This is a genomic window from Nocardioides sp. AX2bis (assembly GCF_902506435.1).
Taxonomy (GTDB): Bacteria; Actinomycetota; Actinomycetes; order Propionibacteriales; family Nocardioidaceae; genus Nocardioides.
In genome coordinates, this window is sequence record NZ_LR733215.1 from 3,902,218 (window position 1) to 3,924,628 (window position 22,411).

22 protein-coding genes are annotated in these 22,411 nt (G+C 75.5%); 13 read left to right on the plus strand and 9 right to left on the minus strand.

Annotated features, from left to right (window positions below; translation table 11 throughout):
• Positions 1 to 58: 58 nt before the first annotated feature.
• Positions 59 to 664, minus strand: a complete 606-nt coding sequence (locus GV155_RS18805; protein WP_160010458.1) for a nitroreductase family protein — start codon at positions 662 to 664, stop codon at positions 59 to 61.
• Positions 661 to 1,668 carry an SDR family NAD(P)-dependent oxidoreductase gene (locus GV155_RS18810; RefSeq protein ID WP_160010460.1) on the minus strand — a complete coding sequence of 336 codons (1,008 nt, stop codon included), beginning with the start codon at positions 1,666 to 1,668 and terminating at the stop codon, positions 661 to 663. Before GV155_RS18810 ends, GV155_RS18805 begins: the two co-directional genes overlap by 4 nt.
• Before the next feature lie 84 nt (positions 1,669 to 1,752).
• Between GV155_RS18810 and GV155_RS18815 the strand changes: the two genes are divergently transcribed.
• Positions 1,753 to 2,535 (plus strand): lipase family alpha/beta hydrolase, encoded by a 783-nt coding sequence (locus GV155_RS18815; protein WP_160010462.1) that lies wholly within the window; start codon positions 1,753 to 1,755, stop codon positions 2,533 to 2,535.
• Positions 2,536 to 2,676: 141 nt separating this feature from the next.
• On the opposite strand, the gene GV155_RS18820 is transcribed toward GV155_RS18815, so the two are convergent.
• Genes GV155_RS18820 through GV155_RS18835 form a run of 4 tightly spaced genes read right to left on the minus strand, consistent with a single transcriptional unit; the run spans position 2,677 to position 7,012 of the window.
• Positions 2,677 to 3,510 carry an ABC transporter permease gene (locus tag GV155_RS18820; protein ID WP_160010464.1) on the minus strand — a complete coding sequence of 278 codons (834 nt, stop codon included), beginning with the start codon at positions 3,508 to 3,510 and terminating at the stop codon, positions 2,677 to 2,679.
• Complete coding sequence (locus GV155_RS18825; protein WP_160010466.1) at positions 3,507 to 4,445, minus strand: ABC transporter ATP-binding protein; 939 nt, start codon at positions 4,443 to 4,445, stop codon at positions 3,507 to 3,509. The genes GV155_RS18820 and GV155_RS18825 overlap by 4 nt, the downstream gene beginning before the upstream one ends.
• Complete coding sequence (locus tag GV155_RS18830) at positions 4,442 to 5,548, minus strand: hypothetical protein (protein WP_160010468.1); 1,107 nt, start codon at positions 5,546 to 5,548, stop codon at positions 4,442 to 4,444. Before GV155_RS18830 ends, GV155_RS18825 begins: the two co-directional genes overlap by 4 nt.
• A gap of 39 nt (positions 5,549 to 5,587) precedes the next feature.
• On the minus strand, positions 5,588 to 7,012 hold the full coding sequence (locus GV155_RS18835; protein ID WP_201300247.1) for a GAF domain-containing protein: 1,425 nt from the start codon (positions 7,010 to 7,012) through the stop codon (positions 5,588 to 5,590).
• Between the two features lie 181 nt (positions 7,013 to 7,193).
• Here GV155_RS18835 and GV155_RS18840 point away from each other — a divergent pair, with 181 nt between their 5' ends.
• The 5 genes from GV155_RS18840 (at position 7,194) to GV155_RS18860 (ending at position 11,419) form a co-directional block, all read left to right on the plus strand.
• Positions 7,194 to 8,246 (plus strand): amidohydrolase family protein, encoded by a 1,053-nt coding sequence (locus tag GV155_RS18840; RefSeq protein WP_160010472.1) that lies wholly within the window; start codon positions 7,194 to 7,196, stop codon positions 8,244 to 8,246.
• Entirely contained in the window at positions 8,243 to 9,070 is an 828-nt protein-coding gene (locus GV155_RS18845) for an iron-sulfur cluster assembly protein (protein ID WP_160010474.1), read from the plus strand. Before GV155_RS18840 ends, GV155_RS18845 begins: the two co-directional genes overlap by 4 nt.
• Complete coding sequence (locus tag GV155_RS18850; protein WP_236554426.1) at positions 9,067 to 10,101, plus strand: NAD(P)-dependent alcohol dehydrogenase; 1,035 nt, start codon at positions 9,067 to 9,069, stop codon at positions 10,099 to 10,101. Before GV155_RS18845 ends, GV155_RS18850 begins: the two co-directional genes overlap by 4 nt.
• A 27-nt stretch (positions 10,102 to 10,128) precedes the next feature.
• A complete protein-coding gene (locus GV155_RS18855) occupies positions 10,129 to 10,452 on the plus strand; it encodes a putative quinol monooxygenase (protein ID WP_160010476.1) in 324 nt (107 codons plus the stop codon).
• Between the two features lie 79 nt (positions 10,453 to 10,531).
• Positions 10,532 to 11,419, plus strand: a complete 888-nt coding sequence (locus GV155_RS18860; protein ID WP_201300248.1) for a bile acid:sodium symporter family protein — start codon at positions 10,532 to 10,534, stop codon at positions 11,417 to 11,419.
• Positions 11,420 to 11,492: 73 nt separating this feature from the next.
• Here the strand turns inward: GV155_RS18860 and GV155_RS18865 are convergent, their stop codons facing one another.
• On the minus strand, positions 11,493 to 12,155 hold the full coding sequence (locus GV155_RS18865) for a TetR/AcrR family transcriptional regulator (protein WP_160010480.1): 663 nt from the start codon (positions 12,153 to 12,155) through the stop codon (positions 11,493 to 11,495).
• A 71-nt stretch (positions 12,156 to 12,226) separates the two neighbouring features.
• On the opposite strand from GV155_RS18865, the gene GV155_RS18870 reads away from it, so the two are divergent.
• On the plus strand, positions 12,227 to 12,385 hold the full coding sequence (locus GV155_RS18870; RefSeq protein WP_160010482.1) for a hypothetical protein: 159 nt from the start codon (positions 12,227 to 12,229) through the stop codon (positions 12,383 to 12,385).
• 90 nt (positions 12,386 to 12,475) lie between these two features.
• Here GV155_RS18870 and GV155_RS18875 read toward each other — a convergent pair whose 3' ends face one another.
• Positions 12,476 to 13,723 carry an AI-2E family transporter gene (locus GV155_RS18875; RefSeq protein WP_160010484.1) on the minus strand — a complete coding sequence of 416 codons (1,248 nt, stop codon included), beginning with the start codon at positions 13,721 to 13,723 and terminating at the stop codon, positions 12,476 to 12,478.
• A 16-nt stretch (positions 13,724 to 13,739) separates the two neighbouring features.
• On the minus strand, positions 13,740 to 15,836 hold the full coding sequence (locus tag GV155_RS18880) for an MMPL family transporter (RefSeq protein ID WP_236554427.1): 2,097 nt from the start codon (positions 15,834 to 15,836) through the stop codon (positions 13,740 to 13,742).
• A gap of 93 nt (positions 15,837 to 15,929) precedes the next feature.
• Here GV155_RS18880 and GV155_RS18885 point away from each other — a divergent pair, with 93 nt between their 5' ends.
• The 6 genes from GV155_RS18885 to GV155_RS18910 all read left to right on the plus strand — a co-directional run bounded on the left by GV155_RS18885 (position 15,930) and on the right by GV155_RS18910 (position 22,399).
• Positions 15,930 to 16,349: a MarR family winged helix-turn-helix transcriptional regulator gene (locus GV155_RS18885; protein WP_160010486.1), complete on the plus strand. Its 420-nt coding sequence runs from the start codon at positions 15,930 to 15,932 to the stop codon at positions 16,347 to 16,349.
• Positions 16,350 to 16,431: 82 nt separating this feature from the next.
• Positions 16,432 to 18,060, plus strand: coding sequence for an alpha/beta hydrolase (locus GV155_RS18890; protein WP_160010488.1), 1,629 nt, complete (start codon positions 16,432 to 16,434; stop codon positions 18,058 to 18,060).
• 51 nt (positions 18,061 to 18,111) lie between these two features.
• The gene (locus tag GV155_RS18895; protein ID WP_160010490.1) at positions 18,112 to 19,053 is read left to right on the plus strand and encodes a DUF808 domain-containing protein; all 942 of its coding nucleotides are present in this window, start codon (positions 18,112 to 18,114) and stop codon (positions 19,051 to 19,053) included.
• Positions 19,054 to 19,210: 157 nt separating this feature from the next.
• Complete coding sequence (locus GV155_RS18900) at positions 19,211 to 20,341, plus strand: acyl-CoA dehydrogenase (RefSeq protein ID WP_160010492.1); 1,131 nt, start codon at positions 19,211 to 19,213, stop codon at positions 20,339 to 20,341.
• Complete coding sequence (locus GV155_RS21015; RefSeq protein WP_160010494.1) at positions 20,338 to 21,684, plus strand: bifunctional PIG-L family deacetylase/class I SAM-dependent methyltransferase; 1,347 nt, start codon at positions 20,338 to 20,340, stop codon at positions 21,682 to 21,684. The genes GV155_RS18900 and GV155_RS21015 overlap by 4 nt, the downstream gene beginning before the upstream one ends.
• Positions 21,677 to 22,399, plus strand: a complete 723-nt coding sequence (locus GV155_RS18910) for a glycosyltransferase (RefSeq protein WP_160010496.1) — start codon at positions 21,677 to 21,679, stop codon at positions 22,397 to 22,399. The genes GV155_RS21015 and GV155_RS18910 overlap by 8 nt, the downstream gene beginning before the upstream one ends.
• Positions 22,400 to 22,411 lie beyond the last annotated feature (12 nt).

Consider the following 22,411-nt stretch of genomic DNA (forward strand, 5'->3'; position numbering starts at 1 on the left):
GGGCGGGGCGGGTGTGGCCGGAGTGACCTCCCCCGGCACCCGAGCTACCAGGCCTCAGCTACCAGGCCTCACCCCACCGCACCAGCGCCACCTCGTCGAGCGGCTTGCGGGTGCGCGGCTTGGCCTCCCGCTCGCGCTCGGCCTCCGGGGCGGCGGCGGGGTCGCCGCGGTGGCCGACGGCGATCCCGGTGAGCAGGCGGACGTGGTCGGGCAGGTCCAGGGCGGCGGCGACCGCGTCCTTGTCGAACCCCGAGAACTGGTGGGCGTCCAGGCCCATCGTCCGCGCCTGCAGCGTCAGGTGGGCAGCGGCCTGGCCGAGGTCGTGGTGGGCGTACGCGGGGTCCTTCGCGGGCTTGCCGCTCGGCGGGGCCGCGGGGTCCGGGCCCACCTGGGTGCAGCCGAGCAGGACCACGGCGGGGCGACGCACCCAGGCGTTGCCGCGCGAGAGGTGCTCCTCGAGCGCGGCGCGCGTCCCCGAGCCGCGCTCGGCGACCAGGAAGACCCACGGCTGGGAGTTGCCGGCACTCGGCGCCCAGCGGGCCGCCTGCAGCAGCGTCGTGACCTGCGCCCGGTCGAGGGTCTCGGTGTCGTCGAAGAACGTGGGGCTCCACCGGGAGCGGAGCGGCTCGGCCAGGGCCTCGTCGTTCACCGTCGCGCCCGTCACCGGAGCACCGTCGCGGGCCACGCCTCGGTGCCGGTCAGCTCGGCGACCTGGCCCAGGAAGTCGGCCACCTGCTCGCGGTCGTCCTTCTTCTGGACGGGGTACGTCGTGGGCCGCGTGCGGCGGTCGTGCCAGAAGTGGTGGGTCCCCGGGGCCGACGGCCGGGTGGCGACCAGCCAGACCGCGGTGTCCGCGCCGTCCTCCGCCGTGCGCAGCAGCGGGCCGACGACCTTGCCGAAGCCGGGCAGGGAGTCGGTGATGCCCGGCGTGCCGGCCCAGCCGGGGTGCATCGACGCGGCGGTCACGCCGCTCTCGCGGAGCCGCTCTGCCCACGCGTCGGCGAGCACGACCTGCATCCGCTTGGTGCGCGCGTAGGCGCGCACCCCGTCGTACTCGCCCTGGACGTACTGCAGGTCGTCGGCACGGAGACCGGAGGTGTACATCCCGCCCGAGCTCATCCACACCACGGTGGCGCCGCCGTCGCGGCCCCCGGCGCGGAGCGGCTCGAGCAGCAGCTCGGTCATCAGGTGCGGCCCGAGCACGTGCGCGGCCAGCGTCATCTCGTGGCCCTGTGCGCTCTCCTGGCGCTCGGGCGGCAGCACGCCGGCGTTGTGGACCAGCCCGTGCAGCGCACCGACCCGGCCGACGAGGTCGGCGCACCACGCGCGGACGGCGTCGAGGTCGCTCACGTCGCAGAGCTCGCCGACCACCTGCGCCGCCGGCACCTGCGTGCGGACGTCGGCCAGGACCGTGTCGATCTTCTTCTGCGTGCGACCGAGGACGTGGACGGTGGCACCGAGGCGGGCGAAGGACAGCGCCATCGCCTCGCCGATGCCCGAGGTCGCCCCGGTGACGACGACGTGCTTGCCGAGCAGCGCCCCGGCCGGCGGGTCGGCGGCCCAGAAGCGGCGGCGCAGGCCGGACCCGATCCGGGTGTAGCCGAGCACCACCGAGCGGTCGAGCGCGGTGTCGAGCGCGCGGGCGAGCCCGGCGGGGATCGAGGTCATGGCCCCACCGTAGGAGGGTGGCCCCGCACCCGGCCGGGTGACGGCGGGCCGGCCCGCCGTGGGCCACCCGGGCATGCTGGACCCGTGCTCGCCTCCCTCTCCCCCGCGCGCCGCCGGCTGTGGCTCGCCGTCGCCGCGCTGGTGGTCCTCGCCACGGTCGCCGGCTCGGTCGCGCTGGTCCTGGGCCGTGACGAGCCGGCCCCGCCGGTCGCACAGGGCGAGGTCGGCCCGGTCCTGCTGCTGCCGGGGTACGGCGGCAGCGACGCGGGCCTGGAGGACCTGGCCGGCGCGCTGGAGGCGGAGGGGCGCACGGTCGAGGTGGTGCCGCCGCCCGGCGACGGCCGCGGTGACCTGCGCGACCACGCCGCCCTGGTGGCCGAGGCCGCCCAGGCCGCGGTGGCGGCCGGCGCGCCGTCGGTCGACGTCGTCGGCTACTCCGCCGGCGGGGTGGCCGCGCGCCTGTACGTCGCCGAGCTCGGCGGGGACGAGATCACCCGCCGGGTGCTGACCCTGGCCTCCCCGCACCACGGCACCGAGCTGGCCGAGGCGGCCGGCCTGGCCGGCGCCGGGTGCCCCGAGGGCTGCCAGCAGCTGCAGCCCGACAGCGAGCTGCTGGCCGGCCTCAACGCCGGCGACGAGACCCCCAGCGGCCCGGAGTGGGCGGCGCTGTGGACCGAGGACGACCAGACCGTCGTCCCGCCCACCTCCGGTCGCCTCGACGGCGCCGTCTCCTTCGGCCTCCAGGACGTCTGCCCGGACCTGGTGGTGAGCCACGGCGAGGTCCCGAGCACCCCGGCCGTCCTGCGGATCGTGGTCGCCGAGCTCGACACCACCCCGCCGGCCGTCCCCGGCCCCGAGGTCTGCTGACCCCCGGCCCGGGATAGTCCCTGACGAGATCGTCGTGGATCCGCGGTTCCCGGGACGATTTCGTCAGGGACTATCCCCGCGGCCCCGCGGCCCCGCGGCCCCGCGGCCCCGCGGCCCGCGTCCCGCGCCGCCGCGCACCCGTCAGTCGGTGACGTCCTTGGTGGCGAAGTTGGCCCAGGCCGCGCCGAAGAAGACCACGACGTAGGCCAGCTGCAGCAGCACCCCGCGCACGACGTCGCGCCACAGGACCGGGTCCCGGAACAGGTCGACGAAGGCCAGCCAGTAGCGGGTCGGCAGCACGTCGCGGACGACGTCGGCGGCGTCGAGGGTGAACAGCAGCGTCGAGGCGATCAGCACCGCCATCGTCCCGAGCGCCGCCCCGAGCGGGGAATCGGCGACGGTGGAGAGGAACAGCGCGATCGCGGCCACGCCGGCCATGCAGAGGATCGCGTACGCCAGGGCCAGCGCGGTGCGCCCGACCAGCTCGGGCGTCGAGAGCGTCGTCCCCGAGACCGACGTGCCGCCGGGCACGACCGCGGAGCCGGCGGTGACCTCGCCGTTGCCGAGCAGCAGCACGCCGAGGACGTACGCCGTGACCGCCACGACCACGATCGTGATCACGACGAACGCCATCACGGCCACCATCTTGGCGACCAGGAAGCTGAGCCGCCCGACCGGGCGCACCAGCAGGTAGCGCAGGGTCCCCTGCTGCGCCTCGCCGGCCACGGCCTCGCCCGCGGTGAGCGCCACCGCGATCGGCAGCAGCAGCGGCAGCACGATGGCCAGCGCGGCCAGCGGGAAGAGGGTGCCGTCGGTGAGCACGGCCGACAGGAAGGCGGGGCCGGTGCCGGGCCGGGGGCCGATCGCGGTCAGCGAGAGCAGCACCGCGACCAGGCTGGGCAGGGCGTCGATCAGCAGGATCGTCACCCAGGTGCGCCGGCTGCGCACCATCTTGGACAGCTCGACGCGGATCACGCGGCGCCCTCCCGGCCGTGGTCGGAGGTGGAGAAGTCGTCGGAGCCGGCACCGGTAGCGTCGAGCACGACGCCCTCCAGAGTGCGGCGCTCCGGGGTCACCTCGACCACGGGCACGCCCGCCCCCACCAGCGCCGCCACCATGGCGGCAGGGTCCTCGCCGCGCACGATCAGCCGCTCGCCGTCGCGCTCCTCGACCGCACGGCCGAGGACCCCGGCCGCCCGCTCGCCGTGCGTCGCGCCGACGGTGCGCAGCAGCTGGCGCCCGGTCGGCCCGCGCAGGGCGTCGAGGTCGTCCTGGACCACGAGCCGCCCGCGCGAGATCACGCCCACCCGGCCACAGGTCTGCTCGATCTCGGCCAGCAGGTGGCTCGAGACCAGCACCGTCGTGCCAGCGGCGTTCAGGTCGAGCAGCAGCGCCCGGATGTCGCGGATGCCCTGCGGGTCCAGGCCGTTGGTCGGCTCGTCGAGGACCAGCAGCCGCGGGGAGGTCAGCAGCGCCTGGGCCAGGCCGAGCCGTTGGCGCATCCCGAGGGAGTAGGCGTGCACGGGTCGCCTGTCGACGCCCGAGAGCCCGACCCGGGCCAGCGCGTCGTCGACGCGGCCGGCCCGCCCGGAGCGCGACCCTCGGCCCGCGGCGTCGTACAGCGACAGGTTGCGGCGCCCGGACAGCTGGCCGTACGCCGCCGGCCCCTCGACCATCGCCCCGACCTGGGGCAGCACCTCGGCGGCCGAGGCGGGCATCGGACGGCCCAGCACCTCGGCGGTGCCGGACGTGGGCAGGACCAGGCCGAGCAGCATCCGGACGGTGGTGGTCTTGCCGGAGCCGTTGGGGCCCAGGAAGCCGTAGACGTCGCCCTCGCGCACGTCGAGGTCGAGGTCGCTGACCGCCGCCACCCGGCCGAAGCGCTTGGTCAGGCCGTGGGTGCGGATCACTGGTCCTCCTCGGGGAGATAGACGGCGCCGGCCCGCAGGTCGGCCTCGGCGGTGCGCAGCGCGTCGAGGTCGAGGGTGCCGGCGACCAGCCAGCCGCCGTCACCGGCCCGGCCACCGACCAGGACGCCGAGCGGGCCGGCCAGCGCCCCGATCGTGTCGTCGGTGGCGACCGCGTCGGGCGTGACGGCGACCTGCTCGCGCAGCGGGTCGGCCTCGTTGTCGCGCAGCGGGATGGCGACGAGCTGGGTGAGTCCCCGACCGTAGACCCCCACCGCGCCGCGCGAGCTCGGCTGGAGGTCGAGGCCGGCGACCTCGGCCGGCGGGCGGAGCGGGGCGTACTGGCTGGCGGCGTCGGCGATGTCGAGCACGTCGACCCGCTCGGCGTCGGTGTCGGCGGTGGGCTCGAGGGCCACCACCGAGGCCGGCGGCGTGCCCGGGTCGTAGTCGCGGACCTCGCTGGTGAGGGCGGGCGCGGACGACCCCTCGGCGTAGGCCTCGAGGAGCAGCGGCACCCCGGTGGCGGGGTCGAGCCAGACGTCGACCCGCCCGATCGTGGTCCGCTCGTCGGCCAGCGAGCCGTCGACCCGCAGCCCCGCGGCGGAGACCCCGGCCACCCGCCGCGCGGGGATCGCGCTGACGGCCGCCGGGTCGGCTCCGACCACGAAGCGCCGCGCCAGCTCGGAGGGCAGCAGGTCGCTGGTGCGGGGAAGCCGGATGTCGGGGTCGCGGCTGACCTCGGCCTCCTGCGCCTCGTAGGAGTAGGCCACGGTGACGTCGTCGGTGTGCCGCAGGTCGCTCTCACCCGCGGTGAGCAGCCGGTCCACCCGCCACGAGTCCGCGTCGCGCCACCACACGCGCAGCCGCGTGGTCTCGCCGAGCAGCGAGCCGAGGTCGTCGAGGTCCCCGGTGGCCGGCAGCTGCAGGGTGCCGGTCGTCTCGACGTACCCGCTCCAGCCCGCGTCGGGTGCCTCGGCCAGCAGCGCGAGCAGCGCGGCGGGTTCCTGGTCGGTCTCGTCGGCCGGCAGCAGCCGGGGGGCGAGCGGGAGCAGCACGACGGCCGCGACCAGCGCGGCCACCACCAGCCAGCGCCGCGGGGAGGTCATGGCCCGACGCTACGGGGCGCGGGCCAATCACCCCCGCGGTCACCCCCGGGGGAGCCGGATGCCGTACTGCCCGATCTTGCGGTAGACCGTCGCCCTGCTCATGCCCAGCTCGAGCGCTCCCTCACGCATCGTCACCCCCGGCCGGGTCAGCACCCGCACGATCTCGTCGCGCTCGAAGGTCTCGATCCGGCTGAGCCGGTGGGTGCCCTGGCTGAGCACCTCGGCGGGCAGGTGGCGGACCTCGACGACGTCGGTACGCGTGGCCGCGTCGCGCACCACGTCGCGCAGCTCCGCGACGTTGCCCGGCCAGCCGTGGTCGCGCAGCGCCTGCTCGGCCGCCGGGGTGAGGTCCACCTCGCGCCCGCGCACCTGGTGGGCGAGGTGGCGCGCGAGCGGGACCACGTCGTCGGGACGCTCGCGCAGCGGCGGGACCTGGACGACCGCGCCGACCAGCGGGACCAGCGCGGCCGGCAGGTCCTCCAGGCGTCCGGCGGTCGCGCCCCAGCCGGCCGGGCCGGCACCGGGCAGCAGGTCGCGGAGCCGGTCGGCCGCCCACGCCGGCAGCAGGTCGGCGTCGCCGAGCAGCACCGTGGTGTGCTCCTTGCCGACCTCCGGCGACCACAGGTCGAGCCAGGTGGCGACGTCGTCCGGGGCCGGGACCCGGGCCGCCAGCACCCGCCCGCGGGGGCGCTCGGCACGCGCGGCCTGGGCCAGCAGGGTCGTCCGCCCGGCGCCGCGCTCGCCCACCACGGCCACCACCCGCCCGCTCGCCACGGCGGCGCGGACCTGCGTGAGCGCGTCGGTCCAGGACGCGGACAGACCCGTCAGCGTGCCGGAGCCGGGCTCCAGGCGCGGTGCCTCCACCCGGTAGACCGCCCCGCGCGAGGGCGTCGGGGCGGCACCGCCGCCGGATCGGGCCAGCATCAGCGCGGTCGTGGTGCCGGCGGCCGAGCGGGCCAGCGCCAGCAGCAGGTCGCTGTGCGAGGCCGACCAGGTGGTGAGGTTCAACGCGCCCTCGAGCCGTCCCGTGCGGGGGTCGAGCACCGGCACGGCGGCGCAGGTGTAGCCGCGCAGGCTCAGCGCGTAGTGCTGCTCGGACCGCACCACCGTCGGCGTGCGGTCGGCGAGCGCCAGGCCGAGCCCGTTGGTCCCGGCCTCGCGCTCGGCGTAGGAGAAGCCCGGTGCGAGGTGCACCGCGTCCAGGGCGCGCAGCAGCGCGTGGTCACCGCTGCGGCGGTCCAGCACCAGGCCGTCGGCGTCGGTGAGCATGAGGCTGACCGGCTCGGCGGCCAGCGACCGGTGGAGGTCGCCGAGCACCTCGCGGCCGCAGGTCGCGAACAGCGACTCCGTGGGCGGCGCGCCGCTGAAGCGCGGCTGCACCTCACCGTGGGACACGCCGTAGCCCTCGCTGCGGCGCCACGACGCCACGACCCGGTCGGGCGCGTGCTGCTCGAGCTCCCCCACCAGCCACCTCCACGGCCGCCCCCGGCACACCCACGCGTGCCCGGCGGTGGCGCCAGCGTACGACGCGGACTGTGACCCGCGTCTCAAAGTGAGACGCGCACCCCCTCGGCAGCGGGGTCGCGACGACCTAGCGTCGGCGACGAGCTCCGTGACGGTCGTCACGGGCGGAGACGGAGGAACCATGTACACCAAGGACGGCGAAGACTTCTACATCGTCGATGCGCACATCGCCCTGTGGGACGCCCGCGAGGAGAACCAGCGCAACATCCACGGCAAGCAGTTCATCGACTGCTTCTACGACTACCACCGCAACCTCTCGCCCGAGTCCGAGGTCTGGCCCTACGAGGAGTACCTCTACCAGGGCGGGGAGCGGCTGATGAGGGACGTCTTCACCGACGGCTACGCCGACCACGCCATCTTCCAGCCGGCCTACCTCCACGAGTTCTACAAGACCGGTTTCGGCCAGTCCGAGGAGGCCTCCGCCCTGGCCTCGGCGCACCCGGACAAGCTCACCTACAACCACAACTTCGACCCCCGCAACGGCGAGCGCGGCCTCGAGCAGCTCCACGCGGACGCGGAGAAGTACGGCCTGAAGGGCGTCAAGCTCTACACCGCCGAGTGGCACGGGGACTCGCGTGGCTGGAAGCTCGACGACCCGTGGGCCTACCGCTACTTCGAGGCCTGCCGCGAGCTGGGCATCAAGAACATCCACGTCCACAAGGGCCCCACCATCCGCCCCCTCGACCGCGATGCCTTCGACGTGGCCGACGTCGACCACGTGGCCACCGACTTCACCGACCTGAACTTCATCGTGGAGCACGTCGGCCTGCCGCGCCTGGAGGACTTCTGCTGGATCGCCACCCAGGAGCCGAACGTCTACGGCGGCCTGGCCGTGGCGATGCCCTTCATCCACACCCGTCCCCGCTACTTCGCCCAGATCATGGGGGAGCTCCTCTACTGGATCGGCGAGGACCGGATCCTGTTCTCCTCCGACTACGCGATCTGGACCCCGAAGTGGCTGGTCGAGGCCTTCGTGGACTTCCAGATCCCCTCCGACATGAGTGAGTACGCGCCGATCACCCTGGAGCAGAAGAAGAAGATCCTCGGCCTCAACGCCGCCGCGCTGTACGACCTCGACGTGCCGCAGGCCCTGCGCCTGCCCGAGGCCGACGAGACCGCCACCGGTCCCCGCGACCCCTCGGCCGCCGACCCGGACCTGGTGGGCGCCCGATGACGCTCCTGTCGGAGGTCGAGGAGCGCGCGCCGGCGAGCGTCCCCGGACCACCGCTGACCGAGGCCCACGTGCGCGGGGTGCTCGACGTCGTGCTCGACCCCGAGCTCGACGAGCCGATCACCGACCTCGGCTTCGTCACCTCGGTGACGGTCACCGAGGCGGCGGTCGAGGTGCACCTGCGCCTGCCGACGTCGTTCTGCTCGCCGAGCTTCGCCTACCTGATGGCCTCCGACAGCCGCGACGAGGTCAGCGCCCTGCTCGCCCGGCGCGACGACCCGCGGGCGCTGGTGGTCGAGCTCGACGACCACCACGACTCGCCGAGGATCAACGCCGGCCTGGCCGCCGACGCCGGCTACCGCGGCACCTTCGGCGACGAGGCCGAGGACAGCCTCGACGAGCTGCGGATGGTCTTCCGTCGCAAGGCGCACACGGCCGCCGCCGAGCGCTGCCTGACCGGGCTCCTGCGCCTGGACCCGGAGCGCGCGGTCGGCACGCTCGGGGAGGTCCGCCTGGGCGACCTGCCCGAGGGTCACGACCGGGAGGCGCTCGTACGCCGCCGCGCCGCCCTCGGCCTGCCCGTCGACGGTGACGCCGTGGTCCTGGTCGACGCCGAGGGCCGTCGTCCCGACGACGTCCCGATGGCGCTGCGCCGGGCCCGCTCGACGCGGATCTCGATCGACGGCAACGCCCACTTCTGCCGCGGCCTGCTCGCCACCCGCTACCCCGGTTCGGAGGGCGACCAGGCCCCCCGCGCCGAGGAGGCGTTCGTGCCGCTGGCCTCGCTCACCACCCGTCCCCACCCCGCGAAGGAGCAGCACCGATGAGCACCATGCGCGCCGTCCAGGTCGTCGGCTACCACCAGGGCCTGCAGATGGCCGAGGTCGACGTCCCCGAGGCCACCGGCCCCCTCGACGTCGTCGTCAGGATCGGCGGCGCCGGCGTCTGCCGCACCGACCTCCACATCCTGGAGGGGCAGTGGGCCGAGAAGTCCCAGGTCACGCTGCCGTACACGATCGGGCACGAGAACGCCGGCTGGGTGCACGCGGTCGGCTCGGCGGTGACCCACCTGCGCGAGGGGGACAAGGTGATCCTGCACCCGCTGGTCACCTGCGGCCTGTGCCGCGCCTGCCGCTCCGGCGACGACGTGCACTGCGAGGTCAGCGACTTCCCCGGCATCGACACGAACGGCGGGTACGCCGACTACCTGCGCACCACCGCACGCAGCGTGGTGAAGATCGACGACTCCCTCGAGCCGTCGGACGTCGCGGCGCTGGCCGACGCCGGCCTCACGGCGTACCACGCCGCCGCCAAGGCCGCGAAGCGGCTGACCCCGCGCGACCGGTGCGTGGTGATCGGCGCCGGCGGTCTGGGCCACATCGGGATCCAGGTCCTCAAGGCGCTGACCCCGGCCGAGATCGTCGTGGTCGACCGCAACCCGGACGCGGTGAAGCTGGCGCTGTCGATCGGCGCGGACCACGGTGTCGTCGCCGACGGCACCCACGTCGAGCAGGTCCTCGAGCTGACCGGTGGCCACGGCGCCGAGGTGCTCGTGGACTTCGTGGGCGAGGGCGGGGCGACGGCCGAGGGCGTGGCGATGCTGCGCCGGGCCGGCGACTACCACGTGGTCGGGTACGGCGAGAACATCGACGTCCCGACCATCGACATCGTCAGCGCCGAGATCAACATCGTCGGCAACCTGGTCGGCTCCTACAACGACCTGTGCGACCTGATGGTCCTCGCGGCCCGCGGCCAGGTCACGCTGCACACCCAGAAGTACGCCCTGGACGACTTCGCGACCGCCGTCGACGACCTCGACCACGGCCGCGTCCGCGGGCGCGCCATCCTGGTCCCCTGACCCCCACCACCCAGCAGGAGGAAACCCTTGATCTTCATCACCGCCGTCTTCTCGGTGAAGGCCGAGCACGCCGACGACTGGCCCGAGATCTCCCGCGAGTTCACCGAGGCCTGCAACGCCGAGGACGGCTGCCTGTGGTTCTTCTGGTCCCGCAGCGTCACCGACCCGAACGAGTACGTGCTCGTGGAGGCGTTCCGCGACGGTGACGCCGGCGGCGCCCACGTGCAGTCCGACCACTTCAAGAAGGCGACCAGCGAGCTGCCGGCGTACCTCGCCGCGACCCCGCGGATCGTCAACGCCGAGGTGCCCGGGACGGAGTGGTCCGAGCTCGGCGAGATGCAGGTCGGCTGACCCGACCACCCGGCGACGGGCCACCGCCAGCATGTGGCGGTGGCCCGTCGCCGTCCCCGCGGTGTGGTCACCTGGGCCGGTGAGCCCGTCGTCCTCCACCCCCGTCCTCCAGCGCGCCAGCGCCTTCACCGGTCGCTGGTTCGCCGTGCTCGTGCTCGCCGCGGGCGGGCTCGGGCTGCTCCTGCCCGACACCCTCGCCCAGGCCGCGCCCGCGGTGCCCTGGCTGCTCGCGGTGATGATGCTCGGGATGCCGCTGACCGGCTTCGCCCTCGCCCGGCTGCTCGACCTCTCCCCGGCCCTGGCCGCCGGGATGGTGCTGGTCGGCGCGTCGCCGGGCGGGACGGCGAGCAACGTCATGGTCTTCCTCGCCAAGGGCGACACCGCGCTGTCGGTGGCGATGACGACCTTCTCCACCCTGCTCGCCCCGGTGCTGACGCCGCTGCTGGTGCTGTGGCTGGCCGGGGAGTTCCTCCCGGTCGACGCGGGGGCGCTCTTCGTCTCGATCGTCCAGGTGGTGCTCGCCCCGGTGCTGCTCGGGCTGCTGCTCCGCACGGTCGTCCCGGCCCTGGTCGAGCGGGTCCTCGACGCGCTCCCCCTGGTCTCGGTGGCCGGCATCGCCGCCGTGGTCGCGGTCGTGGTCGCGGGCAGCGCCGACACCGTGCTCAGCGTGGGGCCGTTGCTGGTGCTCGCGGTCGTGCTGCACAACGGGGTCGGCCTCGGCGTGGGCTACGGGCTGGGCCGCCTCGCCGGGCTGGACGTCCCCGCCCGCCGGGCGGTGAGCATCGAGGTGGGCATGCAGAACTCCGGCCTCGCGGCCACGCTGGCCACGGTGCACTTCTCCCCGGCGGCCGCCCTGCCGGCCGCGATCTTCTCGGTCTGGCACAACGTGTCGGGCTCGCTGCTGGCCGGCTGGTGGTCGCGGCGGCCGGTCGAGCCGGCGGCGGTCGAGCGCGACCGGGTGGGCTGAGCCCGCGCCGCAAGCGTCACCTCGACGCGCCGCGAGCGTCATCTCGGCTGTCCGCGAGCGTCATCTCGGCGGGTCAGCTGGCGGCGCGGACCGCCTCGACCGACAGGCCGCACTCCTCGAGGAGCAGCTCGATGAAGTACTCGGCGTCGCGCAGGCAGCTCTCGTCGCGACGCACCCCGCCGACGGCGACGGCGCCCTCGACGAGGTAGAGGATCCGGGTGGCGACCGAGGCGGCGTCCCGGACGCCGGCGGTGGCGAGGATCCGTGCCATGCCGTCCTCCATGTGCTTCATCGACTCCTGGATCACCCCCAGCGCCTCGCCCCAGGCGTCGGAGAGCTCGGCGGCGGCGTTGATGAAGGCACTGCCGCGGAAGACCTCGTCCTCGACGGGGTGGGCGTAGCCGCGGACGTAGGCCACGATCTGCAGCGCCGGGTCGTCGCCGACCTCCTCCCAGATCCCGTGCAGCTTCTCCTGCCACTGCTGCTCGCGCTGGCGCAGGTACGCCGCGACCACCGCGTCCTTGCTGGGGAAGTGGTTGTAGAGCGTGCGCTTGGAGATGCCCGCCTCGGCGGCCAGCGCGTCGACCCCGGTGGAGTAGATCCCGTCGCGGTAGAAGCAGCGGGCCGCAGCCGCGATGATCCGCTCCGGCGTGGTCGGGTCCGCCTCCGGGACGCCCTCGTCGGGGGTCTCCGCGACGACGTGGTCGAGATCACCCGGCGTGTCGTGGTCCGTCATCTTGCTGACGCTACACCGACCTGTGTATCGTTCTAGATACACCGACCAGTGAACCTAAGGATCTGAGAACCATGTTCGACACCACTCCCGCCGTCTCGCGCCACTCCGCCGGCACGCAGTCGCGGGCCCGCAGCACCCGCTTCTCGCGCGTCGCCAACCTGGCGCGCTCCCCCCGTCGCACGTCGCTCACCGAGACGCTCTCGGTCGGCCTGGGCCTGACCCAGCGCTGATCCAGCGCTCACCCCGACGCCGTCCGCGGCGCCGGGTCGAGCACCGGACCTCCTCTCCCGACGCCACGGCGCCGGAGGCGGAGGTCTTCCTCATTCCGGGGGCGCCTCCTCCTCGCGTCGGAGGATGTCGGCGACCGGCTCCGCGCTGGCCTGCTCGTGCAGGTAGCGCGCGACCACGACACCCACGGCCGCCGTCGGCACGGCCAGGAACGCACCGATCACGCCGAACAGCGTCGAGCCCAGGACGATCGCGAGCAGCACCACGCCGGCGTGCAGGTCAAGGCTCCGGCCCTGCAGCCACGGCAGCAGGACGTTGCCCTCGAGCTGCTGCACGGCGAGCACCAGGCCCAGCACGATCAGGGCGGTGACCCAGCCGTTCGCCGCCAGCGCGACCAGCACCGCCAGCGCGCCGACGGTCACCGCTCCCACGATCGGGGCGAACGCGGCCAGGAACGTGATGACGGCCAACGGCAGCGCCAGCGGGACCTGGAGCAGCAGCAGGCCGGTGCCGATGAAGACCGCGTCGATCAGGCCGACCAGCGCCTGGGTCCGCACGAAGCTGCCCAGGGTGATCCAGGACCGGGTCGACACCTCGATCAGGTGGTGGCCGGCGGTGGGGCTGGTCCAGCGGCGCAGGAACGGCAGGAAGCGGCCACCGTCCTTGAGGAAGAAGAAGGTCAGCACCAGGGTGACCACCGCGTTGACCGCGAGGTTCGCGACGGCGCCGAGCCCCACCAGGACTCCCGACGCGATCGTCGCCGCGCTGGCCTGGAGACGGTCCTGGGCCGCGGCGACGACGGACTCGATCTGCGCGTCGGTCACGCCCACACCGAGGTCGGCCACGAACGACTCCAGGTCGTTCAGGCCCTTCGACGCGCTCAGGGCCAGCTCGACGACCTCGTCGCTGGCGGTCGGGGCCAGCAGCGCGATCAGGCCACCGAACACCGCGACGAACAGCAGCACCACCGACGCCGACGACAACGCCCGGGGCACGTGGAGCCGGCGCTCGAGGAGCCGGGCCGGTGGCTCGAGGACCGTGGTCAGCACCAGGGCCAGCACCAGCGGCAGCAGGATGCTCCACAGCTTGCCGACCAGCATCCCGAGCACGATCGCGCCGACCACGAGGACGAGCAGGCGCAGCGTCCACGTCGAGAGGCGGCGTACGCCGGAGGCCATCGCGCCGGGGTCGAGCGCCCGGGCCGAGGCCGTGACGCTGTCGGCGTCACCGACCGCTTCGGTGTCGTCCTGACGCTCCTGCGGCGTGCCGCGCGGCCGCAGGGGGTCAGGGGTTCCGTCGGCGTCCGGGGACGCGTCGCGGGGGTGGTCGGCAGAGGTCATGGTGCTCATCGTGCCCCTAACCGGCCCCACCCCCCGGCACCCCGCCGGTGGCGGGTCCCGGACGGGCCGGCCACCAGAACCGGTCGCCGAGCCGGACGGCCAGGGCCGGCACCAGGACCGTGCGGACGACCAGGGTGTCGAGCAGGACGCCGAGGCCGATGATCGTGCCGAGCTGGGCGAGCAGCACGAGGGGCAGCACGCCGAGCACCGCGAACACCGCGGCCAGCAGGATCCCGGCGCTGGTGATGACGCCGCCGGTGGCCGCCAGGGCGCGCAGCATGCCCTGGCGCGAGCCGTGGGTCGCGGCCTCCTCGCGGGCCCGGGTGACCAGGAAGATGTTGTAGTCGACGCCGAGCGCGACCAGGAACAGGAACGCGAACAGCGGCACCCCGGTGTCGATCGCGCTGAACCCGAGCAGCCCGGTGAACACCCACCACGACGTGCCGAGCGCGGCGGCGTAGGTGGCCACGACCGTCAGCACGAGCAGCACCGGCGCGACCACCGAGCGCAGCAGGAGCAGCAGCGCGCCCAGCACCAGGACCAGGATCAGCGGGAAGATCAGCCACCGGTCCCGGGCGGCGCCGTCCTTCGCGTCGACCGCCTCGGCCTCGGTACCGGTGACGTGGGTGTCCTCGAGACCGGACACGGCCTCGCGCAGCCCGGCCACGGTCGCGGCCGCCTCGTCGCTGCCGGGCTCGCCCTCGAGGACCACGTCGAGCTGCGTGACGCCGGCGCCCTCCTGCGCCACCTCGGCCGCGCCCACCCCCGGCACGTCCTCGACCGCGGCCAGCACCTGCGCCGCCGGCGCCCTGGTCAGCACCTGCGCGGGGTCCGACACCCCGGCGGGGAACGACTCCGCCAGGCGGGTGGCGGCACTGATCGCCTCCGGCTCCTGCAGGAACTGCTCGTCGGTGCCGAGACCGGTGTCGACCCGGAGCACCCCGGCAGCCAGGACGGCCAGCACGACCAGCGTGCCGGCGACGAAGGCCCCCGGTCGCCGGGCGACCCGGTCGCCCACGCGATGCCAGACCGTGTCGGTGTCGGCCAGCGCGGCCTGCCCCACCCGCGGCACGCGCGGCCAGAAGACCCACCGGCCGAAGCACACCAGGGCGGCCGGCAGCACGACGAGCGCGAAGGTCGCGGCCACCACGATGCCGATGGCGCACGCCAGGCCCAGTCCACGGGTCGTCGGCACCAGGGAGAGCAGCAGGGTCAGCAGGCCGAGCAGCACCGTCACCGAGCTGGCGACCACCGCCTCGGCCGTGCGCCGCACCGCGGTCGCCATCGCGCGGTGGCGTGACTCCTCGACCTTCAGCTCGTCGCGGTAGCGCGAGATCAGCAGCAGCGCGTAGTCGGTGCCGGCGCCGAAGACCAGCACCGACAGGATGCCGACCGTCGACTCGTCCCAGGCCACGCCGAGGACCTGCATGGCCTGCGTCGAGAGCACCGCGGCGAGCCGGTCGGCCACACCGACCACCGTGAGCGGGACCAGCCACAGCACCGGGCTGCGGTAGGTGAGGATCAGCAGGATCGCCACCACCAGCGCGGTCGCGCCGAGCAGCCGGAAGTCGGCGCCGTCGAAGACCGCGGCCAGGTCGGCCTGCACCGCCGCCGGCCCGGTGACCTGGCCGGTGACCCCGTCCGGGACGGCCCCGTCGACGCGGTCGCGCAGCTCGCCCACGGCCGTGGCGGTGTCGCTGGCCGAGCCGCCGTCGAGCGGGACCACGGCGAGGGCCGCCGTCCCGTCCTCGGCCACCTGGAGCGGCCCGGCCGGACCGGCCGGCACCGCGCCGAGGTCGTCGGCGAGGCTCGTCAGCGCACGGACCGCGGCCCGGTCGAAGGTGCCCTCGTCGGCGGTCAGGACGACCACCGCCGCACTGGTGTCGCCGGCGGGGAGCTCGTCGCGCAGCTCGGTGCCGAGGGTCGAGTCGAGCCCGGCCGGGACGTTGTCGGTCGAGCTCGGGGTCCGCTCCCCCTCGCCGAGGAACAGGATCGCCAGCACGGCGAGCACGAGCCCGGTGAGGGCGACCACGGCCGACGTACGCCGTCCGGTGATCGCGCCGACGACCGGGCCGGTCGCACGTCGGGCGGTGGTGGCGGTGCGTGGGGACACGGGAGGCTCCTGGGTGCAGCGGTACGATGTTGTTCAGTAGCCTAGTAGTTAAGTTGGTGAAAGAAAATCACCCGTCCCGAGCACGAGCCCCCGATGACCGCCCAGCTGGTCCGCGACCTCGTCGACGCCTCCGCGCGCTACCGCCACGAGCTGGCCCGCCGGCTCGGGGTCAACGACCACGAGATGCAGGCCCTCGAGCACCTGGCGCGCGAGGCGGCCGGGCCGGCCGAGCTGGCCCGGCTGCTCGAGGTGAGCACGGCGGCCTCGACCGGCGTCGTCGACCGGCTGAGCGCCAAGGGCCACGTGGCGCGCCACCCGCACCCCGCCGACCGGCGGCGCACGGTCGTGGAGCTCACCGACGACGGCCGGGCCGACGTCCTGACCCACCTCGGACCGATGCTCGGCCGCCTGGCCTCGCTCGATGCCGACCTCGACGACCACGACCGCGCGGTGGTCCACCGCTTCCTGCGCGGCGCGGTCGAGGCCTTCGACGAGGCGGGCCGGCCCACCTGACCTCCCCGGCCCTGCCGCCGGTGCCACCGGTGCCTCCGCGAGCCGGCTTGCCGCCGGCGTCGGTGTGCCTCACCGTGGCGGGGTGACCCCACCCCGCCGCACCGCCGCGGCCGCGCTGCTCACGGGCGTCCTCGCCCTCTCCCTGCTGCTGCCGGCCGGCCCGGTGGGCGCCGCCGGTGCCGCTGCTGGCGCTGCCGGCGTCTCCACGGCGCGGCCGTCCGTGGCCCTTGCGGCAGCCGCGGACGACCTCGCGCCCGCCCCACCCCGGTTCCGGCGCTGCGGTGGCGCGCGCTGCGCGCGCGTGCCCGTCCCGCTCGACCACGACGAGCCGGCGGGGCCGGAGGTCCGCCTGGCGGTGCTCGAGGTGCCGGCCCGCAGGCCGGCCCGGCGGCTCGGCACCCTGTTCGTCAACCCCGGCGGACCGGGCGCGAGCGCGACCTCGTTCGCCCGGACCGCGGGCCGGCTGCTCGGCCCGGCGGTGCGCAACCGCTTCGACGTCGTCGGGGTCGACCCCCGCGGGGTCGGGGGCAGCGAGGCGGCGCTGTGCCTGGGCCGGGCCGAGGTCCGGGTCCCCCGGACGTCGTTCCCCCGCACCCCGGCCCAGGTGCGGCGGTGGCTGGACCACGACGCGGTCGAGCGGCGGCTCTGCCGGGACGAGCGGATCGTCGACCACATGAGCACCGCGGACACCGCCCGCGACCTGGACTGGGTGCGGCAGGCGCTGGGCGAGGACACCGTCACCTTCTTCGGCGCCTCCTACGGCAGCGTCCTCGGCGCCACCTACGCCGCGATGTTCCCCGACCGGGTGCGCGCGATGGTCGTCGACGGCGTGCTCGACCCGGTGGCCTGGACCACCGGGCGGGCCGGGGAGGGCACCACCGTGCCGGTCACCACCCGGCTCGGCTCCGACGCGGGCACCCGTGAGGCGCTCGAGCAGGGGTTGGCGCGGTGCGACCAGGTCGCGCTCCGGGCCTGCGCGCTGGCGGGGCCCGGTGACGCCCTGGCCCGCTGGGACGCGGTCGCCGACCGGCTGCGGGCGGACCCCGGTGCGGCCGGCCGGATCCGGGTCCCGCACGACGTGCTCGTCTCCACGACCGTGTCGGCGCTCTACGCCGGCGACCTCGCCGGCGTGGCCGAGCTGGTGCGCCAGGTCGAACGGGCGCTGGCGAACCTCGACGCCGGCCGCACGGGTCGGGTCGCGGCCCGCGCGCTCCGCGAGGCCGGGTCGCCGACCGGGCCGTTCCCCGGGCCGTACGGCCGCGCGCCGAGCGCCTACGTCGACGGCTCCTTCCACGGGGTGCTGTGCGCCGACTCCGTGAACCCCTCGTCGCCGCAGGCCTGGAAGGACGCCGCCGCCCTCTCCTTCGCCGACCACGGCGACCTGGGGCCGTACTGGAGCTGGTCCTCGTCGGCGTGCGACGGGTGGCCGGGCTCCTCCGAGGACGCCTACCGCGGCCCGTTCGGCGTGCCCGACCCCGCGCGCGTGCTGGTGGTCAACAACGCCCACGACCCGGCCACGCCGCTGCCCGGGGCGCTGGCGCTGCGGGACGAGCTCGGCGGGTCGCCGCTGGTGGTCGTCGACGGCGGCTTCGGCCACGTCGCCACCGGGTCGGACCCCTGCGCGACGCAGCAGGTGCGGCGGTTCCTGCTGACCGGGGCGGCGAGCGCGCCCGAGGTGAGGTGCACCGCTGAGCCGCTGTTCGGGCCATGATGGTGCCGTGACCTCCCCCGTCCCCACCCCCGCCTCCTGCCGGACGCCGCGATGAGCGCCGGCCTCTTCGGCCTGCTCGACGACGTGGCCGCGCTCGCCCGCCTCGCGGCGGCGTCGGTCGACGACGTGGGGGCCGCCGCGGCCCGTGCCTCCGCCAAGGCGGCCGGCGTCGTGGTCGACGACGCCGCGGTCACCCCGCAGTACGTCCGCGGGCTGGCTGCCGCACGCGAGGTCCCGATCATCAAGCGGATCGCGATCGGGTCGATCCGCAACAAGCTCCTGTTCATCCTCCCCGCCGCGCTGCTGCTCAGCCAGTTCCTGCCGTGGGCGCTGACCCCGATCCTCATGCTCGGCGGCGCCTACCTCTGCTACGAGGGCGCCGAGAAGGTCTGGCACGCGCTGGGCCACGGGGCGCACGCCGAGGAGGAGACCGGGGAGAAGTCCGAGGACGAGGTGGTCTCCGGGGCGGTGCGCACCGACCTGATCCTCTCGGCCGAGATCATGGTCATCGCGCTCAACGAGATCGCCTCGGAGGGCTTCCTGTCCCGCCTGGTGATCCTGGTCGTGGTCGCGGTCCTCATCACGGTGGTGGTCTACGGCGCGGTCGCGGCGATCGTGAAGATGGACGACCTCGGCCTGGCCCTGGTCGAGCGCCGCGGCGCCGACAGCGCCGCCGGCCGGTTCGGCTCCGGGCTGGTCCGCGCGATGCCGAAGGTGCTCTCGGTGATCTCCGTGGTCGGGACGGCGGCGATGCTGTGGGTGGGTGGCCACATCGAGCTGGTCGGGCTCGACGAGCTCGGCCTGAGCGGCCCGTACGACCTGGTCCACCACCTCGAGGTCGCGGTCCACGACGCCGTCCCGGTGCTCGGCGGCGTGCTCGGCTGGCTGGTCAACACCACCGCCTCCGCCCTCGTCGGCGCGCTGCTGGGTGCGGTGATCGTCGCGGTGAAGACGCTCGTCACCTCGCGCCGGGGCGCCTCCGCGCCCCACTGACCCCACCTGCCCCAGGAATCCCCGCCCGAGCGGGGATTCCCCGACTTCGCGTGCCCTGCACGGCGCGCGAACCCCGGGAACCGCCCACCCAGTCCCTCCGCCCGGTCGGGTACCCAGGGATGGAGCCGGCACGGCCGTGACCGACCACAGTGGACGCGTGCCCCCGTCCCCGACCGACACCGCGACCGCGCCCATCCCCGTCCGGCTCGCCCCGGCCACCGCGACCGACCCGACCGACCCGACCGCGGCCGACCTCGCCGACCTCGCCGCCGGCGCGGAGGCCCTGGTCGGGGCGCCCGTCGCCGACGCGGTCACCTGGTCCGTCGGGGTGGGCCACCACGCGCCCCTCCCCGGCAGCGGCCGGACCCTGGCGCGCTGGGAGCAGCTGGCAACCGTCGCCGCGGTCGACCTCGCGCTGGCCCGGGTCCTCGAGCCGCACCTCGACGCGCTCGCCGTGCTCGACGAGGCCCCCGACCGGCCGGCCGCCGCGGCCGAGGAGGACGCGTCGTACGGCGTCTGGGCCGCCGAGGCCTCGCACGCCCGGCTCGAGGCGGTACGGGACGCCGACGCCCCCGGCGGGTGGCGCCTCTCCGGCCGCAAGCCGTGGTGCTCGCTGGCCGGCGACGTGAGCCACGGCCTGGTCACGGCGTGGGTAGGCGAGCACGACCGGGCGATGTTCTCGGTGGCGACGCGGCAGCCCGGCGTCGTCGTCGAGGACGGCGCCTGGTCGGCCTACGCCCTGGCCGAGGTGACCACCTCGACCCTGGCCCTCGACGCCGTGCCGGCCACCCCGGTCGGGCCGGTCGGCTGGTACCTCGACCGGCCGGGCTTCGCCTGGGGCGGAGCCGGCGTGGCCGCGGTCTGGTACGGCGGCGCGGTCGCCCTCGCCCGCCGGCTGCACCGCCAGTGCCGGACCCGGCAGCCCGACCAGGTCGCGCTGGTGCACCTCGGAGCGGTCGACGCCGCCCTGACCGGGGCGCGGTCGGTGCTGGTCACCGCGGCCGCGGAGGTCGACGCCGGACGCGCGACCGGTGCCGACGGCGCGCTGCTGGCCGCGCGGGTGCGCCAGGTGGTCGCCGACGCCGCGGAGGAGGTCTCCTCCCGCCTGGCCCACGCGCTCGGGCCCGGCCCGCTGGCCCACGAGGCCCGGCACGCCCGCCGGGTCGCGGACCTCGCGCTCTACCTCCGCCAGCACCACGCCGAGCGCGACCAGGCCGCCCTCGGCGCCGCCCTCCTCGACGCCACCGACGCCGCCGACGCCAGCGACGCCGCGACCCCGCCGTGGTGACGTTCACCCACGACCAGGCCGGCACCCCGGCCACCGCCTGGCGCGCCGACCCGCGCTGGGCGGCGCTGCTCGACGGCACCGGCCGTCCCGCCGACGACCCCCTCGCCGAGGTCGACCGGGTGGTCGTCCTGGCCGCGCACCCCGACGACGAGACCCTCGGCGCCGGCGGCCTCCTGGCCACCGCTCACGCCCGCGGCCTCACCGTCTCCGTCGTGGTGGCCACGCTCGGCGAGGCCAGCCACCCCCGCTCGCCGACCCACACCCCCGCGCAGCTCGCCGAGCGCCGCGCGCGGGAGTCGCACGCCGCCGTGGCCACGCTGGCACCCGGCTGCGTCCCCCTCCTGCTCGGGCTGCCCGACGGTGGCGTCGCGGACCACGAGGACACCGTGACCACCGCGGTGGTGGACGTCGTCGGGGACGGACGGCGGACCCTCGTCGTCGCGCCCTGGCGGCGCGACGGCCACCCCGACCACGAGGCCGTCGGGCGCGCCGGCGCCGCCGCGGCCGTCCGCTGCGGGGCCGACCTGCGGGAGTACGCCGTCTGGTTCTGGCACTGGGCGAGCCCCGTCGACGCCCCCTGGCACCGGTTCACCGCGCTCCCCCTCGGCCCCGCCGCGGTCGCGGCGAAGGCGGCCGCCGTGCGCGCGCACCGCACCCAGGTCGAATCCCTCTCGGACCGGCCCGGCGACGAGGTGCTGCTCGGCCCGGACCTGCTGGCGCACGCCGCAGGGAACGTCGAGGTGCTCGTCCGCGAGCCGGCCACCGACCCCGCCCTCGACCGGGTGCACGCAGAGACGGATGACCCGTGGGGGGTCGACCGACGGTGGTACGAGCAGCGCAAGCGGGACCTGCTGCTCGCCCTGCTGCCGCACCGGCGGTACGGCGCTGCGCTCGAGGTCGGCTGCTCGACCGGGGCGACGACCCTCGCCCTGGCCGCGCGCTGCGACCTCCTCACCGCGCTCGACCCCAGTCCCCACGCGCTGGCGCTGGCCCGCACGCGCCTCGACGCCGACCCCGCGGGGGCCCGCGTACGCCTGCTGCCCGGGGCGGTGCCCGACGACCAGCCGCCCGGCCCCTGGGACCTCGTCGTGGTCTCCGAGGTGGGTTACTTCCTCTCCCCTGCCGCTCTCGACGGCCTCGTCGCCCGGGTCGTCGCCGACCTGGCGCCGGGCGGTGTCGTCGCCCTGGCGCACTGGCGGCACCCGGTCGAGGGCTGGCCGCTGGACGGCGCCGACGTCCACGCCGCCTTCACCGGCGTCCTCCCGGTGGCCGCGAGCTACCGCGACCGCGACGTCGAGGTGCTGGTCCTCGGCCACGACGTCCTGCCCGACCCGCATGACTGAACGGGAGCAGGTGCGGCCGGCCCGGGTGCGGGCGGTCGCGGTGGTCGTCCCGGCGCACGACGAGGAGGAGCTGCTCGGTCGCTGCCTGCACTCCGTCGAGGTCGCCGTCGCGGCCCTGCGGGAGGCGTACCCGCTCCTCACCACCACCACGCTGGTCGTGCTGGACTCCTGCACCGACAGCACGGCCGAGGTCGTCGCCCGGCACGGGGTCGCGGCGCGGTCCGTGGCCGCCCGCAGCGTCGGGACCGCGCGACGCCAGGGCGTCCGTGCCGCCGCGACGGCGTGCGGCCCGGTGCCGCCCACCGCGGTGTGGATCGCCTCCACCGACGCGGACACCGTCGTCCCGCCGGGCTGGTTGGTCCAGCAGGTGGCCGCCGCCGACGCCGGCGCCGGGCTCGTCGTCGGCGCGGCGGTGCCGGACCAGCGCGACCTCGACGTCACGACGTACGCCGCCTGGCTCCTCCGGCACGGACCCACCACGCCGCCCGCGGTGCACGGGGCCAACCTCGGGGTGCGGCTCGCCGACTACGACGCCGCCGGAGGGTTCCCGCCGGTCCGGGAGCACGAGGACGTCCTGCTCGTGGGCGCGCTCCGTGCCCGCGGCGTGCGCGAGATGCCCGGCCTGCCGGCACTCACCTCGGGTCGCCGGTACGGCCGGGTCGGGCGCGGGTTCGCGGGCTACCTGCGCGACCTCGAGTCCACGCTCGGCGACTGACGCCGCCGGTGC